The 16,454-nt window shown below is 40.6% G+C and carries 12 protein-coding genes; 6 read left to right on the top strand and 6 right to left on the bottom strand.

The genetic code is table 11. The features are described 5' to 3' along the window. Positions 1-116: 116 nt before the first annotated feature. The 6 genes from F7734_RS31085 to F7734_RS31060 form a co-directional block, all read right to left on the bottom strand. On the bottom strand, positions 117-506 hold the full coding sequence (locus F7734_RS31085) for a hypothetical protein (protein WP_155748422.1): 390 nt from the start codon (positions 504-506) through the stop codon (positions 117-119). A 181-nt stretch (positions 507-687) separates the two neighbouring features. Continuing rightward, the gene (locus F7734_RS31080; RefSeq protein ID WP_155748421.1) at positions 688-2,397 is read right to left on the bottom strand and encodes an aconitase/3-isopropylmalate dehydratase large subunit family protein; all 1,710 of its coding nucleotides are present in this window, start codon (positions 2,395-2,397) and stop codon (positions 688-690) included. Then, a complete protein-coding gene (leuB, locus tag F7734_RS31075; RefSeq protein ID WP_155748420.1) occupies positions 2,381-3,472 on the bottom strand; it encodes a 3-isopropylmalate dehydrogenase in 1,092 nt (363 codons plus the stop codon). Before leuB ends, F7734_RS31080 begins: the two co-directional genes overlap by 17 nt. A 960-nt stretch (positions 3,473-4,432) precedes the next feature. Continuing rightward, positions 4,433-6,394, bottom strand: coding sequence for a patatin-like phospholipase family protein (locus F7734_RS31070; RefSeq protein ID WP_166482262.1), 1,962 nt, complete (start codon positions 6,392-6,394; stop codon positions 4,433-4,435). 447 nt (positions 6,395-6,841) lie between these two features. Beyond that, on the bottom strand, positions 6,842-7,237 hold the full coding sequence (locus F7734_RS31065; RefSeq protein WP_155748419.1) for a hypothetical protein: 396 nt from the start codon (positions 7,235-7,237) through the stop codon (positions 6,842-6,844). 227 nt (positions 7,238-7,464) lie between these two features. Then, a complete protein-coding gene (locus F7734_RS31060; protein WP_166482261.1) occupies positions 7,465-9,576 on the bottom strand; it encodes a patatin-like phospholipase family protein in 2,112 nt (703 codons plus the stop codon). A 1,035-nt stretch (positions 9,577-10,611) separates the two neighbouring features. Here F7734_RS31060 and F7734_RS31055 point away from each other — a divergent pair. The 6 genes from F7734_RS31055 (at position 10,612) to F7734_RS62300 (ending at position 16,396) form a co-directional block, all read left to right on the top strand. Then, positions 10,612-10,809, top strand: coding sequence for a microviridin/marinostatin family tricyclic proteinase inhibitor (locus F7734_RS31055; RefSeq protein ID WP_155748418.1), 198 nt, complete (start codon positions 10,612-10,614; stop codon positions 10,807-10,809). Between the two features lie 418 nt (positions 10,810-11,227). Further along, positions 11,228-12,211, top strand: coding sequence for an MvdC family ATP-grasp ribosomal peptide maturase (locus F7734_RS31050; RefSeq protein ID WP_155748417.1), 984 nt, complete (start codon positions 11,228-11,230; stop codon positions 12,209-12,211). A 78-nt stretch (positions 12,212-12,289) separates the two neighbouring features. Next, entirely contained in the window at positions 12,290-13,288 is a 999-nt protein-coding gene (locus F7734_RS31045; protein ID WP_155748416.1) for an MvdD family ATP-grasp ribosomal peptide maturase, read from the top strand. A gap of 231 nt (positions 13,289-13,519) precedes the next feature. Next, on the top strand, positions 13,520-15,340 hold the full coding sequence (locus F7734_RS31040; RefSeq protein ID WP_155748415.1) for an ATP-binding cassette domain-containing protein: 1,821 nt from the start codon (positions 13,520-13,522) through the stop codon (positions 15,338-15,340). Positions 15,341-15,351: 11 nt separating this feature from the next. Beyond that, the gene (locus F7734_RS31035; RefSeq protein WP_155748414.1) at positions 15,352-15,525 is read left to right on the top strand and encodes a hypothetical protein; all 174 of its coding nucleotides are present in this window, start codon (positions 15,352-15,354) and stop codon (positions 15,523-15,525) included. Positions 15,526-16,018: 493 nt separating this feature from the next. Then, complete coding sequence (locus F7734_RS62300; protein ID WP_207714253.1) at positions 16,019-16,396, top strand: hypothetical protein; 378 nt, start codon at positions 16,019-16,021, stop codon at positions 16,394-16,396. Positions 16,397-16,454: the final 58 nt, after the last annotated feature.

The following is a 16,454-nucleotide window of genomic DNA, read 5'->3' as shown; positions in this document are numbered from 1 at the left end:
TATGAAGAATGGTGAGCGTTCTCGCCCACCAATTTCTTTCATCCTTTAGCTTTCATATTTCAGCCTTTTTGTACAGTGCTATTCGCTCTCAAACAACACCAAATTGAACAGTGAAATTATTCATCAACAATTTCAACTGTCCTTGGTGTATTAGGGACTTCATAAGTATTTTCTGGTGGGCTCAGGTGATGTTTTAGTTTAAGTTTTAGCTCATCTGTAATGGGTAGATCTTTAATTTCTTTAAGGAGAACTCTCACGGATTCGGTTTTGCTGCGTTCTGAATAGATTGCCTTCAGAAGGGCTTCAAGTCCAAATCCGGCGACAGCATCCCCTACAACTGATATCAGACCAAGCAGGGCTATACCACCTACGATGCCAAACGGTCCTCCCCAGGCTGTGAGGGCAGCAGCAACAGCCGCAGAACTACCTCCTAATGAGGCTGTTAAAACTACGAGAATTATGCCAGGAAGACCTAGAGCGGCAATTTTTTTAGCAATTTCGTCCATTGGAACTACCTAAAATCCTTACGTTTTGGTTAAAAAATGACTCAGGGTAAGAGACTAGAACTGTTGTCAAGAAAGAAACTTGTTTCACAACCTAGACTAAGCTAAATAAGAGCCACCCACACTCAGTAATGGTTAAAATTTTACAAATTTTTCTATTTGTCCCGATCTAGGAATTGAGTCTTTAATCAAGATTGTGGCTGATTTTTCCTTTTACGGCTGAGATTGCTACCGTTCTTGGAGAAGCCAAATAGTTTTTGCCTGTTGGATCGCCACTGCGTCCTTTAAAATTGCGATTGGTTGCATAAACCCCCGTTTCTTCTTTTGCCAAAACCCCAAGTCCAGAATTGATACAAGCCCCACAACCTGACTTGAGAATTTGCGCTCCTGCTTGTTCAAAAATCTCAAGATAGCCTAATGCTTTAGCTTTTTCGCGAATCTCCACAGAGGCAGGTACAATAAACAAATTAACTCCATCTGCTAGTTGGCGACCCTTCAAAACTGCCGCAGCCTGAGCCAGATCGTAGAGTTTTCCTCCGGTGCAAGAGCCAATAAAAGCTTTGGTAATGGGAGTGTCTTCTAACTGGCTAATAGGTACTACCCGATCTGGTTTCGACGGGCGAGCAACTTGAGGTTCTAGATGACTGAGGTCAAATTGATACAACCTTTCGTATTCGGCATCAGGATCGGCAATCATTTCTTCAAATTCTTGTGAAGTTCGGCTTCTCACATAATTCCGGGTCATTTCATCGGGAACAATCAAGCCACATATTGCACCGCATTCAACGGCCATATTGGCTAGAGTCAACCGTTCATCAAAGGGCAGTTTTGCAAGAATCGATCCTCTAAACTCCATGACCTTACCAGTCGCCCCAGCGCAACCGATTTGCCCTAGAATAAACAGGATAATATCTTTGGCGCTGATTTGGGGAGGTAGGGTTCCAGACAACTCGAACACTAGGGTTTGGGGAACGCGAATCCACATATCCCCCATAGCATAAATATTCGCCATATCTGTTGTGCCTACGCCTGTGGAAAAGGCTCCCAATGCTCCATAAGTGCAGGTATGGGAATCTGTACCGACAATTACCATCCCCGGTCGGACAAATCCTTTTTCTGGTAGTAAAACGTGGCAAATGCCTGCTGCTTCACCGGGTGAAATTATATCAAATAAGTGGCATCCTTGGTCTTTGGCAAACTGAACCATCTGTTCGTACATGAGATGGGCTTTTTTGTCAGGACGGATGTCGTTGACTTGAATAAAGTGATCTGCTACCAAAACCACCCGTTGAGCATCCCATAACTTTGCTTCTTCTCCATAATGTTTGTAAAACGTCTTGGCGACAGGGGAAGCTACAGCATCATGGGATAACGCTAAATCGACAGAGGCAAACACCACTTCTCCAGGCTGAACGTAAGGATTGCCGGAGGCTTTAGCCAAAAGTTTTTCAACTAAAGTCATGGGTCTTTTTGGAGTTAGGCTCGGAGGAATAGTCATTTTCCCCTGACGACGCATTTGGTTAAAAGACATCAGTCCACCAGCTGCGGCGATCGCATCCACAACTGCGTTCTGTTTTTTTTCCCCCAGAATTTCTATAGACAGTCCAATATTAACACTGTTACGATAAAAAATTTCGGCAAACGACTGCGCTCGAATCTTCTCAATTCCAGCAGCTTTGAGGGCAATGGGGGCAATTTCTCGACTGGAACCACACCCGAAATTTGCTCCGGCTTCAATCGCATTGTATTTTAGGAGTTCTCCGACTCCAATAATATGTTCTAAAGCATACTGTTTTAAATAATCGGGATCGTCTGTGGTTGCTCGATTGGCGGGAATAATATCATCGGTATTGATATCATCTCCTAGGTATAAAACTTTATTTGCATGACTCATGAAGCACTCCTAATTCAGAATGTTGCTCTGCGGAAAGTTCTTCCAGCAAAAGCTCAACTAGGATTTCAGTGTTGACAAAAATTTCCCCTTCTTGAGGAGATAAATCGGCTGTCCGATATCCTTTGGCTAAAATTCGGTCTTGCGCTGCAATCATTCGTTGGGCTGCTCGCGTTTCTCCCCATTGCTCAAGCATTAAAATACAAGCTGCAAAAGTTCCAAGGGGATTAGCAATTCCTTTACCTGCAATGTCACAGGCTGTGCCGTGAATCGCTTCGTATAGCCCAAATCCATCAGCGTTCAGGCTAGCCGAGCCTAACAAGCCAATGGAGCCAACTAATGCACCGCCAATATCGCTTAGTATATCTCCAAACAGATTGCCTGCTAAAATTACATCAAATCTCTGGGGATTTAGAACCATTTGCATGGCTAGGTTATCGACTAGCATTGGTTCAACGAGCACACCAGGAAAGTGCGTGGCTTCTTCTTGCACCAGGCGAGTCCAGGGCAAGTGGGGTAAGGCGTTTTCTTTGTGGGCTACGGTGAGCAGTCCCCGGCGGTGTTGGGCTTGCTCTAAAGCTTTGCGAGCAATTCGCCGAATCTCTTCATCGTAATAGAGCATGGTATGGTAGCCATAACCTCCCCGCTCATCCCAAGACCGTCCACATGGGCCAAAATAAATCCCACTCACCAGTTCTCGAACGATCAGTATATCGAGTCCTTGAACTTTCTCTGGTCGGAGGCTGGATTTATGCAGCAAACTGTTAACAATACGGATTGGACGAAGATTGCAAAAAAAATCGAAATGCTTTCGCAGTTCTAGCAGTCCGGATTGGCTTGTTGCACCAAATACAATCCCATCAGATCCTTCACAGAGTTGAACCGTAGCTTGAGGGAAGTTGCTCCCAAATCGCTCTAAGGCTACAGAACCGAGCCAACCATAATCTACCTGTAAGGTGAATCTTTCAAGTTTAGCAACGTGTTGCAGAATTTTTAAGGAAGATTCTACAACTTCTGGTCCAATTCCTTCTCCTGGAATGGCGACAATCCGATAAGACGGCTTATTTAATGACCTCATTGTTCTATAACAATACGCTTCATACAGATGCCCTGCACCCGATCGACAAACTGCCGATTCATAGATGAGTTTTGAATTGTGCGATCGCGTTTACTCTAGCAAGTACTATACAACTTATCGATTTTTGTAAGTTGAAACTTGCTTACTTTAACAAAAATATAGCACTCCTAAATCATTCGTGAGAATTTGAAATTATTGCGATCCCCCTGTAGTCCCCCCTTACCAAGGGGGAACGGCGTTAGCCAGGATGGTGAATTTTCTCATAAATCACATAGGATTGCTATAGATATTAACCTAAATTTTCGAATAGGTTTATCAGCATTAAGTTATCAAGTTTACCTAGAAAACGCAATAGCATATAGGACAAGATAACTGAATACTTTGCATTAAAAAGCACAATATGTTTATTGTAATAAAATATACAAAATAAAACAAGATTTACTGATAAATAGTTCTCAAAAATCCTGAATTCTGAAGTTTTCAGTTTACTAACATGACTTGTTAGAAGCTAGAAAAAGCAAGCTTGAATTTATCTTTCCACAAATTTTAATCTCTTGTTTTTTACTTATAAGCGAACAAATAGTTTCTTATACTTGGTTTTATTTTTTACATTTATTTTCTCTTTTCGAGTGCAACATGTGAGATGGGTTTGCAGACATTTAAGACAGTTAAGACAGTTAAGAAGATAATTAAAATGTTGGGAGTATCCCAATTTGGAAAAAATACGTGTTTTAAGTATCTGTTTAAATATCCAACTGCCCACTTAAATGTCTAAACTTTCCCTTAAGTATCCTAAGCGTTTAGTTGACGGTTTTAAGTTCTATTGCATTTTTTTGATAAAACTGGGATGATTTATTGTGATAGCTGTCGCTTCCAGTCCCCTCAATAATTTGCCGCCTTACGGATGAGTTTTGAATTGTGCGATCGCCCTTGGCGCAAGCCGTACCCGGCTTATCGCTTTCAGCTTGCTAAAATACTACACAACTCATCGATTTGTTGACTTTGTGCTGCAATCAGTTGGTGGGCTGAGGCTTGTAGCTGACGAATGTTTTCCAGCTTGGCATTATCGATGAGTTCCAATTCTCCTGTGAGGAATGTTTGAAACCGATAATAAGAACCGCTGAGTTCTTTTTGACTCGCCTCAAACCAGCGCTCTAATTCTCCGGCTACCACTTCACTACCACCATCAAATACAATATTTAAAAGCGGTTGTCCCCATTGCAATTGCCCCCAATGTTTGACTTTGTCATAAGAATAGATACTCGTCAGGGAACCCGTTCCCAAGGAAACTATCAACAGATCGTCTGGAGCGACTGGCTTTGTGTCTTGTCTGCTGATTTTCGCCTCCATAATTGCTAAATAGGTGGGATTATTAGCAATTAATCCACCATCCACTAAAGTATAGAAGCCGCTAAAATTCTGAGAACTCGCAACGCGATAGGGAGGAAAATAAGTTGGAATCGCAGTTGTTGCCATGGCTGCATCTGTGAGTGTCAAGCCAACAGATAACTTGCGAAACCTTTTCGATTCTGTCTGTTGTTTTTCAATTTTGTTTGTAAATAATATGGGAATTCGCTGCTCGATATCGTAGCTAGTTACAAACACTTCTTTGAGATTCCCCTCTAGAGGTGCATCTCCAAAATATTCTCGGAAAATTTCCTCTCTGCTCTCCGCCGCATATTTTGGCTGGATAAATACATCTTCTATCGGTCCGAATATTTTTTCCCATGCTGGCTCGTAAAACATGGACGGTCCATACTCAACAAAGAGTTCTACCAGATCCTCTGCACTGTATTGAGCGACTGGCGTGCTATCGGATAGCTCTAAATTTAATTGGGGTTTAGTCAGTCCAAGCGCTAGAACTCCTCCGGTGGAAGTGCCTGCAATTAAATCAAACAAACTAAATATCTGCTTTTGTGTCCGCTTTTCAATTTCTGCTAGTATCAGGGCTGGAATAATCGCCCGAATACCGCCTCCATCGATGGCTAGGATTTTATATTTAGCATTGGCTTTTGGATTCATAGCTTCTTGGGATTGCTCCTGAGTCAATGCTTCCGAACGCTCCTGCTGTGGGATATTCTCCGAGACTTCGCTTTGACTTAAAGCTGTCGTCTCTTGAGGTGCGGTCTCTTCCTCCCGCACCACAGTTTCTGTTAAAGGAGTGTTTTCCTCTAAACAATTTGCTGTCTCATCTTGTGTTTCGCCCTCATTGGAGGATTGTGCGGTTATATACGGAAGTTCTGCTAAATCCCAAGTGGGATTGCCATGCAACGTTCCACCATAGCCATTTCCAGTTTGGTCTCGGACAATTGCCCCTTCTCCTTCGTTTAATCTCCAGTAAGCGACTAATCCAAGTTCATTTCCAACTAGTGGCTGATACCGTTGTGTTTGGATTTGCGTTTGATTACAAGCGTAATTCCAGACACTTATGTTAGCTATTTGGCCTGTATAATAGTTGTTGTTGTGTAAAGTCGCGCCCAGAGTTACAAAACTCGTTGCTTTGTTTAACGAGGCTCCTCTCAACGAGCCTGAATACTCATGCTCATCAAGATATATAGTGAGTTGACCCCGATCGAAGACAATTGCAAAGAAGTGCCATTTTCCGATTGTTAGTTCTCCGTTGCCAAAGGTTTTGAGAGCGTTGTCGAGCTTCTCATCAATATAAACATCCAGATTTCCTGTCTCACTGATGCCAAACTCAAAATTATCACTGTATCTATCTGAAGAACGGGCAAAAAAAACATTGCGTGTCCCATAGGTAGTGGCTTTACTTGTGAGCTGATGCGGATTCACCCATCCTGAAATTGTAAAGGCAGAACTCCCCTCAGCAAAAACACCACTGATATCATTTTTACCAAAATCTATGTAATCATCCTGACCGTCAAATGTCAGAACTGCTTGCGTATATACCTTGTTTGTCACAACATTTTCATCTCCAAATCATACCTGGACTTACGCATTGATAGAAAGCTGACGAAAGTAGATTGAAACTTGTTTAGTATAACTCCACTAGATTTTAACCTAAGCTTCCTAATAATGAGGATGTCTCAAAAGTATCAAATCTGAATATCCCCCTAGCACCCTTAAAAAGGGGAGAAAATACTCTCAAATTTCCCCTTTTTAAGGAGGATTTAGGAGGAACTGTGAAACTTTGATACATCACTCAAAACTTTTCAGACATCTTCCGATCCAATACTGCAAGGGATCTCGGAAATTGTAGGTTGGGTAAACCCAGTGTGAAACCCAACAAATGTTGGGTTTCGTTCCTCAACCCAACCTACGTGTTTTCGTATTTTTAGGCTTAACCGACAAGTATTGTTTTCCGATGGGCATCAAGGTATCAAGTTTATCAAGAAAATGCAATAGAAGTTATTCCTCGACAACTTCAACTGTTCTGGGTTCGTTAGGTGTTCCAGGATAAGTACTAGTGGTTTCCGGGCTAAGGTGATTTTTCAGTTTGAGTTTTAGCTCATCTGTAATGGGTAAATCTCTAATTTCTTTGAGGAGAACTCTTATAGATTCGGTTTTGCTGCGTTCTGAATAGATGGCCTGAAGAAGGGCTTCAACTCCAAATCCGGCTACAACATCCCCTACAACTGATATTAGACCAAGCAGGGCTATACCGCCTACGATACCAAACGGCCCTCCCCATGCTGTTAAGGCAGCAGCAACAGCCGCAGAACTACCTCCTGATGAGACTGTTAGAATCACTAGAATTATGCCAGGAAGACCTAGACCGGCAAGTTTTTTAACGATTTCGTCCATTGCAATTACCTAAAATCCTTACGTTTCGGTTGAAAAATGACTCAGGGTATGAGACGGTTGTCGCGCTTGACGATGAAACCTGTTTCAAAACCTAGACTAAGCTAAATAAAAGCTGTCCACGCTCCGATCGGTTAACATTTTACAAATTTTTTCTATTTTAAGGAGGCTTCTACAACTTCTGGCTTAATCCCTTCCCCTAGAATGGCGACAATCCGATAAAATCGCCTTCAGCTTGCTAAAATACTACACAACTCATCGATTTGTTGACTTTGTGCTGCAATCAGTTGATGGGCCAAAGCTTGTAACTGACGAATGTTTTCCAACTTGACATTATCGATGAGTTCCAATTCTCCTGTGAGGAATGTTTGAAACCGATAATAAGAACCGCTGAGTTCTTTTTGACTCGCCTCAAACCAGCGCTCTAATTCTCCGGCTACCACTTCACTACCACCATCAAATACAATATTTAAAAGCGGTTGTCCCCATTGCAATTGCCCCCAATGTTTGACTTTGTCATAAGAATAGATACTCGTCAGGGAACCCGTTCCCAAGGAAACTATCAACAGATCGTCTGGAGCGACTGGCTTTGTGTCTTGTCTGCTGATTTTCGCCTCCATAATTGCTAAATAGGTGGGATTATTAGCAATTAATCCACCATCCACTAAAGTATAGAAGCCGCTAAAATTCTGAGAACTCGCAACGCGATAGGGAGGAAAATAAGTTGGAATCGCAGTTGTTGCCATGGCTGCATCTGTGAGTGTCAAGCCAACAGATAACTTGCGAAACCTTTTCGATTCTGTCTGTTGTTTTTCAATTTTGTTTGTAAATAATATGGGAATTCGCTGCTCGATATCGTAGCTAGTTACAAACACTTCTTTGAGATTCCCCTCTAGAGGTGCATCTCCAAAATATTCTCGGAAAATTTCCTCTCTGCTCTCCGCCGCATATTTTGGCTGGATAAATACATCTTCTATCGGTCCGAATATTTTTTCCCATGCTGGCTCGTAAAACATGGACGGTCCATACTCAACAAAGAGTTCTACCAGATCCTCTGCACTGTATTGAGCGACTGGCGTGCTATCGGATAGCTCTAAATTTAATTGGGGTTTAGTCAGTCCAAGCGCTAGAACTCCTCCGGTGGAAGTGCCTGCAATTAAATCAAACAAACTAAATATCTGCTTTTGCGTTCGCTTTTCAATTTCTGCTAGTATCAGAGCTGGGATAATAGCCCGAATACCGCCTCCATCGATGGCTAGGATTTTATACTTAGCATTGGCTGTTGGATTCATAACTTCTTGCGATTGCTCCTGAGTGAATGTTTGCGATCGCTCCTGCTGTGGGATATTCTCTGAGACTTCGCTTTGACTGGTTTGGTCTATTTTTATTTCCCCCGCCTGTTGTTCGGGGGTTGAAGATGTTTGGTCGCGAGCAGATTTTTTCCTTGTCTCTTTTTTTGCTTTTGGTTGACCCTCATCCCTAGCGACCACTGGGGCTAAAGCCGTCGTCTCTTGAGTCGGGGTATCTTCCTCCCGCACCGCAGTTTCTGTTAAAGGAGGGTTGTCCTCTAAAGGATTCGCTGTCTCATCTTGTGTTTCGCCCTCATGGGATGCTTGTGAAAGCAGCTCTTGGCTTGAAGCTTGGCCAAAGGTCGGCAGTTCGGCTATATCCCAAGTCGGATTGCCACGCAACTTGCCATCATGAGCGTTTGCGGTTAAGTCGCGGACAGTTGTCCCTTCTCCTTCGTTTAATCTCCAGTAAGCGACTAATCCTTCTTCATTTCCAACTAAAGGCTCAGACCGTTGCCTCTGGATTTCTACCTGAGAACAAGCGTAATTCCAGACACTTATGTTAGCTATTTGACCTGTATAATAGTTGTTGTTGTGTAAAGTCGCGCCCAGAGTTACAGAACTCGTTGCTTTGTTTAACGAGGTACCTCTCAATGAGTCTGTATACTCATGCTCATCAAGATATATAGTGAGTTGACCCCGATCGAAGACAATTGCAAAGAAGTGCCATTGTCCGGTCGTTAGTTCTCCGTTGCCAAAGGTTTTGATAACGTTGTCGAGCTTCTCATCAATATAGACATCGAGATTTCCTGATTCACTGATGCCGAACTCAAAATTATCACTGTATCTATCTGAAGAACGAGCAAAAAAAACATTGCGCGTCCCATAAGTAGTGGCTTTACTCGCGAGCTGATGCGGATTCACCCATCCTGAAATTGTAAAGGCGGAACTCCCCTCAGCAAAAACACCACCGATATCATTTTTACCAAAATCTATGTAATCATCCTGACCATCAAATGTCAGAACTGCTTGCGTGTGTACATTGTTTGTCACAACATTTTCATCTCCAAATAATACGAGGGCTTACGCACTGGTAGAAAGCTGGCTTTGTAGCTCGAAACTTGTTTACTATAACTAAAGTAGATTTTAACCCAAGCCTCCTATTAATGAGGATGCCTCAAAAGTATCAAATTTTATTTATATTCTGCCCAACCACCCTTAAAAGGGGAGGACAATACTCTTAAAGTCCCCCCTTTTTTAGAAAATACTCTCAAAGTCTCGCTTTTTCAGAAAATACTCTCAAAGTTCCCTTTTTTCAAAGGAATTTTGGTGGCTCTGCGAAACTTTGACACATTGCTCAAAAATTTTCAGACATTTTCTAAGCTTATCAGCATCAAGGTATCAAGTTTATCAAGAAAATGCAATAGCAGATAAGACAAGATACCAATATTTTGCCTTTAGCAGAATTAGCACTGAATCTACAATTTCAATATAAAAAATATATACAAATTATTAAATTTTTTTAACAAAACAAAGATGTTGGAAAGGCTTAATTCCAAATTTTTCTGTTTACTGACCTGACTGGGTGGAAGCAGCGCAAACTCAGCTTGAATTTATCTTTCCGCAAATTGTATAGTCTTGTTTCTTACTTGAGAGCGAACAAATATTACCTCTTCCACGCAGTCACGTATTTGATATTTATATTTCCCAGTGCAAGATGTGGGATAGGGCCGGTGATTGTTAAGATAGTTAAGACATTTAAGACCTTTAAGACATTTAAGTGATTGATTAACACAGTTAAAATATGCCGCTTTAAAGTTGATTTTAAATTAGTAAACATATAGATGACTATTGAGAATTTCGCAGGCAGCTAGTTTTACCAAGCATACATCAGGCAATCTACTTTTAGACATATAACTAAAGATTTAAGCTTTGAATATACACTTCACTTTATTAAAAGTCTTAAATGTCTTATTTGTCTGCAGACCCAGCCATCGGTATGATGACTTGATATTTTGATTTCTTGTGTTTTTTTTGAAGAAATGGTATAAATAAAACGGTCAAGTAAATTTTCCAGGGGAAAATAATATGTCTACAAAGACAGTAGAATCACCAGGTATCAAGACCGTCCCATTTTTTGCCCGCTTCTTGGAAGATCAATCTCCATTATTAGCAGAGTCAGACAAACCTCCTGCAGATGCTCCTACAGAGCCTCCTAAAGTTCCTCCTTATCTTCCTCCTTTGCCTTTCACCTACAAGTTTCCCTCTGATTGGGAAGATTTCTAGATTTAGTACAAAAAGGTTGAAGTATAAAGGCTAAAGTGATGAAAGTAATAGCCTTATACTGCAAGCTGTATACAAATTTACAATGATAGTCTTATTTCTCTGACTGATGTACTAGTGGTCTATCGCATTAATTTTGATAGGCTGCCACCTCGTTCCCATGCTCCGCCTGGGAATGCCTTGCCATGGGCTGCCGCCTCCCGAATGCGAGGCAGCAGCCCACCCGAGTGCATTCTGTGGTAGAACCACCGGAACGAGAGAGGAAAAATCCTTTTACCCATCGAAATTAATGTGGTAGACCACTAGTAGTCAATCATACCCGCTATAATGGGTTAAGTGGATAGATTTCCAACTAGAGAAAAAAATCGTTTCACCCCTCAAAACTTGATTTCGTCCTAACAGTACTCTAAGAAAATGTTTTATGCACCTATCGCGTAATATTGTTTTATTAATCACCCACAGTGGTGATTTCTTCACAATAGATAGAGTAGCAGAAGCTTTGTCAAAGAGAGGAGCGCAGCCATTTCGCTTGAACACTGATAAATTTCCTTTAGACCTACAACTAACAGCACATTTTGACAAGTCCAAAAGCTATCACAAGATAGAAGATGGCATCCACTCTATAAGCACAGAGCAGGTGCAAGCTGTTTGGATGCGTCGCATTTGGGAACCACAATTGGGTAAAGAATTAGCTCCAAAGTTCCAAGAAGCCTGCATTCGAGAATCACAGGCAACCTTAGATGGTTTTTGGGACAGTCTCAGGGAAGCTCATTGGGTAGATGATTTAGAGCGGATAAATTTTGCACACAATAAGCTGCGTCAACTGCGGGTTGCTTCTGAAATAGGTTTTGTCACTCCTCGGACTCTTATCACCAACAAAGCTGAAGCAGTACGGGAGTTTTTCCAACACGTCAACGGAAGAATGGTGAGTAAGTTGCTAACTACTCTTTCTCGCAGTATGGAACCTACCTCGTTCTTCCTTTACACTAGCATCGTTAAAGAAGAAGATTTGCACGATGCTGAGTCACTGCGCTATTGTCCTATGGTTTTTCAAGAACAAATTCCCAAGCAATGGGAATTGCGGGTAGTGTATGTGAATGGCAATGTCTTTGTGGGGGCGCTTAATGCGTCTGTCGATCCAGCATCACAAGTGGATTGGCGTGTTCCTGGTGTTGAGCTTGGTTCATGGCAACATCACGAGCTTCCTGATGAAGTCGTTTGTCGTCTCAAAACCTTTATGGCTAGATTTGGGCTTTTGTTTGGAGCCTTTGATTTTATTCTTACACCCTCAGGAGAATATGTCTTTTTGGAAATTAACCCCATAGGAGAATGGGGAATGTTGGAACGAGATTTAGACTTGCCTATATCTGATGCGATCGCAGACACATTAATGGCTAATGGCTAATGGCTAATGGCTAAAATTTTATAATTCATAATTCATAATTCATAATTCATAATTCATAATTCATAATTCATAATTCCTATGACAGTCTTAATAGTTACTTTTAGTCAAGACAATGAAAGCATTCCTCTGGTTATTAAAGCAATTGAGGCTTTAGGAGAAAAAGCATTTCGTTTTGACACAGACAGATTTCCGAGTGAAGTGCAGTTAGATATTTACCATGGTGATTCGGAGCAAGCAATTATTACTGATGGCGCACAGAAGTTAGATTTAAGTGAAGTGTCTTCCGTTTGGTATCGGCGGATGCGCTACGGAGAAAAAATTCCCGACACGATGGACAAGCAATTTAGAGAAGCCTCTATTAAAGAATCTCGCGCTACTGTTAGGGGTTTGATTGCTAGCATCAAGGGATTCCACTTTGACAAAATGTCAAATGTGGATCTGACCAATAATAAGCAATTACAGCTGCAAGTCGCACGAGAGGTTGGTCTTTTGACTCCGCGTACCTTAACTTCAAACAATCCAGAAGCAGTGAAGCAATTTGCCTCTGAGTGTCAGGAGCAGGGGATAGTCACAAAAATGCTTTCTTCCTTTGCCATCTTTGGCGATCGCGGGGAAGAGTTCGTGGTTTTCACCAATCCAGTGACAGATGACGATTTGGAAAATCTTGAAGGATTGCGTTTTTGTCCGATGACGTTTCAAGAAAATGTGCCAAAGGCGCTAGAGTTGCGGACGACTATTGTGGGACACCGTGTATTTACTGCCGCAGTAGATTCCCAACGATTGGAGAGGGCTACTTACGACTGGCGCAAAGAGGGGAGAGCTTTAAGCGAGAGTTGGCAACCTTACAACTTACCTGAGGATGTTGAGAAAAAGCTTCTTAATCTAATGGCTTATTTTGGTTTAAACTATGGAGCGATAGATATTATCGTCACACCTGATGGCCGACATATATTTCTTGAGATTAACCCAGTTGGGGAATTTTTCTGGTTGGAGTTGTTTTCACCACACTTTCCCATTTCTCAAGCAATTGCCGAAATTCTGCTTACTGGTGTGCATTTGTCAAGAGGATGTTTGTAACGCCTTGACGAATAGAATTCGCACGGCAGGTGCTACAACGGGGGGAACCCCCGCAACGCACTGCCTTGGCTATACAAGCAAAACCCACCTGCGTGGGTTTTTACAATCCTTAATTTTTCATGAGTCCGCGCAGGCGGACTTTATTTGTGTAGTAGTGAATTCTATTCGCTCAATACTTTTATTCGCCCAATACTTTACAAAGGTCTTTATTCACAATTCTATTTTTAGAATATGCAAACTCAAGTTGCTCGCGATCGAGAAATGACAAATCCTCTTTCAGGTTTTACTCAATTTTGGGAGGATGTCCGCGTGGTAGCTCAACCTTATTGGTACCCAACAGACCCAAAAGGAAGAGCATTTTCAGAAGTGATTCGCTCATGGGGGATGCTTGCTCTCCTGATATTATTAATAATCTCGCTCGTGGGCGTAACTGCCTTTAACAGCTTCTGGAATCGCCGTGTACTGGATATAGTTATCGAAGAAAAAGACCTTGCTAAATATCTTGATACGTTATGGGTTTCTACCCTTGGTATTGTGGTAGTAACACTCTTGGTAGCATTTTCTAAGTATATCAGAAAAAGAATTGCTCTTGATTGGTATACATGGCTGAACAATCACATTTTAGAAAAATATTTGAGCAAGCAAGCCTATTATAAAATTAATTTTAAATCTGATATTGGTAATCCAGATCAACGCATATCTCAAGAAATTGAACCAATTACTGGCAGTGCTTTGAGCTTTTCAGCTACTTTCCTAGAAAAAGTGCTGGAAATGTTGAGTGTTTTAATCATTCTCTGGACAATTTCCTCACAAATCACAATTTATCTAGTTATTTATACGATTGTAGGTAATTTGATAGCTGTTTACTTAACTCAAAAACTCAATAAAATTAGTCAAGAAGAACTTGAGTTTAAAGCTGACTTTGCTTATTGTCTGACTCATGTTCGCAAACACGCTGAATCGATAGCTTTTTTTCAGGGAGAAGAAAAAGAATTAAATATAATTAACCGAAGATTTAATAATGTTCTGAAAAGTGTTGAACACAGGCTGAGTTGGGAAAGAGGGCAAGATGTTTTTTACAGAGCATATCAGTCTGCAATCACTGTATTTTCGATGTTTATACTCACACCTTTATTTATTAAAGGTGAAATTGATTATGGAGAAATTAACCAAATCAGTTTCTGTTGCTTTCTGTTTTCTAGTGCTCTAGGAGAATTAATAGCTCAATTCGGGAATTCAGGGCGCTTTTCTAGTTACGTTGAACGTTTGGCTGAGTTTTCGGATGCCCTAGAAGTTGTTACTCAAAAACCAGATAATGTAAGTAATATTAAAGTCATAGAAGATAAGCGTTTGGCTTTTGAGAATGTCACCTTACAAACACCAAACTACGAACAGGCGATTGTCGAAAACTTGTCATTGTCTGTTCGAGCGGGAGAAGGGCTATTGATTGTAGGACCAAGTGGAAGAGGAAAAAGTTCTCTATTGAGAGCGATCGCTGGGTTGTGGGATGCAGGAACTGGTCGTTTGGTGCGACCTCCCCGACAAGAAATCCTATTTTTGCCCCAACGTCCTTATATAATTCTAGGAACATTACGCGAACAGTTACTCTATCCTCATACAATAGAGCAAATGAGCGACCCCGAACTTGAGGAAGTTTTGCGACAAGTGAATCTCCAAAATTTGCTTACCCGTGTGAATGGCTTTGACACAGAAGTTCCTTGGGAAAATATATTGTCGTTAGGAGAACAGCAACGTCTTGCTTTTGCACGAATATTCATGACTCTTCCTAGTTTTACTATCTTAGATGAAGCAACAAGTGCTTTAGATTTGAACAATGAAGAGAATTTATATCGAAAACTACAACAAACGAAAACCACTTTTATCAGTGTTGGGCATAGGAAAAGTCTAGTGAACTATCATCAATGGGTTTTAGAGCTTTCAGAGGGTTGTAGTTGGCAACTTCTGACCGTAGAGGATTATCAAAAACAAAAAGAAATTGTCATTGCTCCACCTGAAAAGGCTCAAACCACAGTAGCTACTTCCCCAAAATAATCCCCAAATTAATGAGTTCCAAATACAACCAACAACATCAGCAGTTACAACCACAACCGCAGGCAATACTGCAAGGGCAGAGAATATTAGTAGGTTGGGTTGAGGAACGAAACCCAACAAACACATTTTTATTTTTTAAGCAAAACTTACGCAGTATTGTAACCGCAAGGCTTTCTTATTATTAAAAAAGGGAACAAGGAATAGGGAATAGAGAACAGGGAAAAACATAAAAGGTGTTAAAATGGGAAAGAGAGTTTATTGAAACTTGGCGATCGCACAGTTCCCAATACTGCAAGGGCTGAGAATATTAGTAGGTTGGGTTGAGGCTTTGGGAAACCCAACAAACTGAAAAAAATGTTGGGTTTCGTTCCTCAAACCAACCTACACGTTTTGATTTTTTCAGCTTAACCGAGCAGTATTGGCAAAGTTCCATCGTATTAACAGCAATGCTAAGTAAAAAAGCAAAAAAAACGAATTACTTATGAATTTATTACAATTTATGAAAAAACTTATCAATTACCCATTTTAAAAAATCCCAAATTAAAAAATTCAAAAAAAATTAGAGAATGTCAAATTTTACTGAAAGAAGGTATTAAATATCATTCTTACTTTTGGGGAAAAATTAAACGAAAACAAGAAATAAGTCAAGGGCAAACTTTTGCAGAAATCAAATCATTAATGAGAGATTACACTCAAATTATTGATTTTGTAGAAAATTATAAAGATAGTTATCAAGAGTTTTTGTTAAAACTGACAGATGACTGGAAAAATTTATTCATTCAAAAATATGTTGAAATTAAGAAAATAAATGATGAAAGAAACAAGTTAGAAATAAAAAATCAGAAAAATCCTCAAATTCTTGAGAAACTGAAATGGGAGAAACAAGAAAACTTAAAATCAATTTTACTATTAAGCAATACTAACTTTTTGATGTTAGAAAAAATCCAGTTGTTGACTGAAGGAATTAAAAATATAGCAGAAGATACAAAAAAGCAAAAGCAAACTATTCAGCAAATAGTTAAAGGTTTAGAGGTTTATCAAGAGATTTATGAATAACAGATAGGAGCCACAAAAATTAGTCAAGAGATAGCAACAATAGCTGAAACAGCAGTCA

It is taken from the genome of Scytonema sp. UIC 10036 (assembly GCF_009725235.1).
Note: the sequence above shows the minus strand (reverse complement) of the source record. Positions and strands in the feature narration are given on the sequence as shown.

Excerpts from the sequence above, each read along its gene's own strand:
- F7734_RS31085 (WP_155748422.1), bottom strand. The coding sequence starts at position 506 with ATGGACGAAATTGCTAAAAAAATTGCCGCTCTAGGTCTTCCTGGCATA.
- F7734_RS31080 (WP_155748421.1), bottom strand. The coding sequence starts at position 2,397 with ATGAGTCATGCAAATAAAGTTTTATACCTAGGAGATGATATCAATACC.
- leuB (WP_155748420.1), bottom strand. The coding sequence starts at position 3,472 with ATGAGGTCATTAAATAAGCCGTCTTATCGGATTGTCGCCATTCCAGGA.
- F7734_RS31065 (WP_155748419.1), bottom strand. The coding sequence starts at position 7,237 with ATGGACGAAATCGTTAAAAAACTTGCCGGTCTAGGTCTTCCTGGCATA.
- F7734_RS31055 (WP_155748418.1), top strand. The coding sequence starts at position 10,612 with ATGTCTACAAAGACAGTAGAATCACCAGGTATCAAGACCGTCCCATTT.
- F7734_RS31050 (WP_155748417.1), top strand. The coding sequence starts at position 11,228 with ATGCACCTATCGCGTAATATTGTTTTATTAATCACCCACAGTGGTGAT.
- F7734_RS31045 (WP_155748416.1), top strand. The coding sequence starts at position 12,290 with ATGACAGTCTTAATAGTTACTTTTAGTCAAGACAATGAAAGCATTCCT.
- F7734_RS31040 (WP_155748415.1), top strand. The coding sequence starts at position 13,520 with ATGCAAACTCAAGTTGCTCGCGATCGAGAAATGACAAATCCTCTTTCA.
- F7734_RS31035 (WP_155748414.1), top strand. The coding sequence starts at position 15,352 with ATGAGTTCCAAATACAACCAACAACATCAGCAGTTACAACCACAACCG.
- F7734_RS62300 (WP_207714253.1), top strand. The coding sequence starts at position 16,019 with ATGAGAGATTACACTCAAATTATTGATTTTGTAGAAAATTATAAAGAT.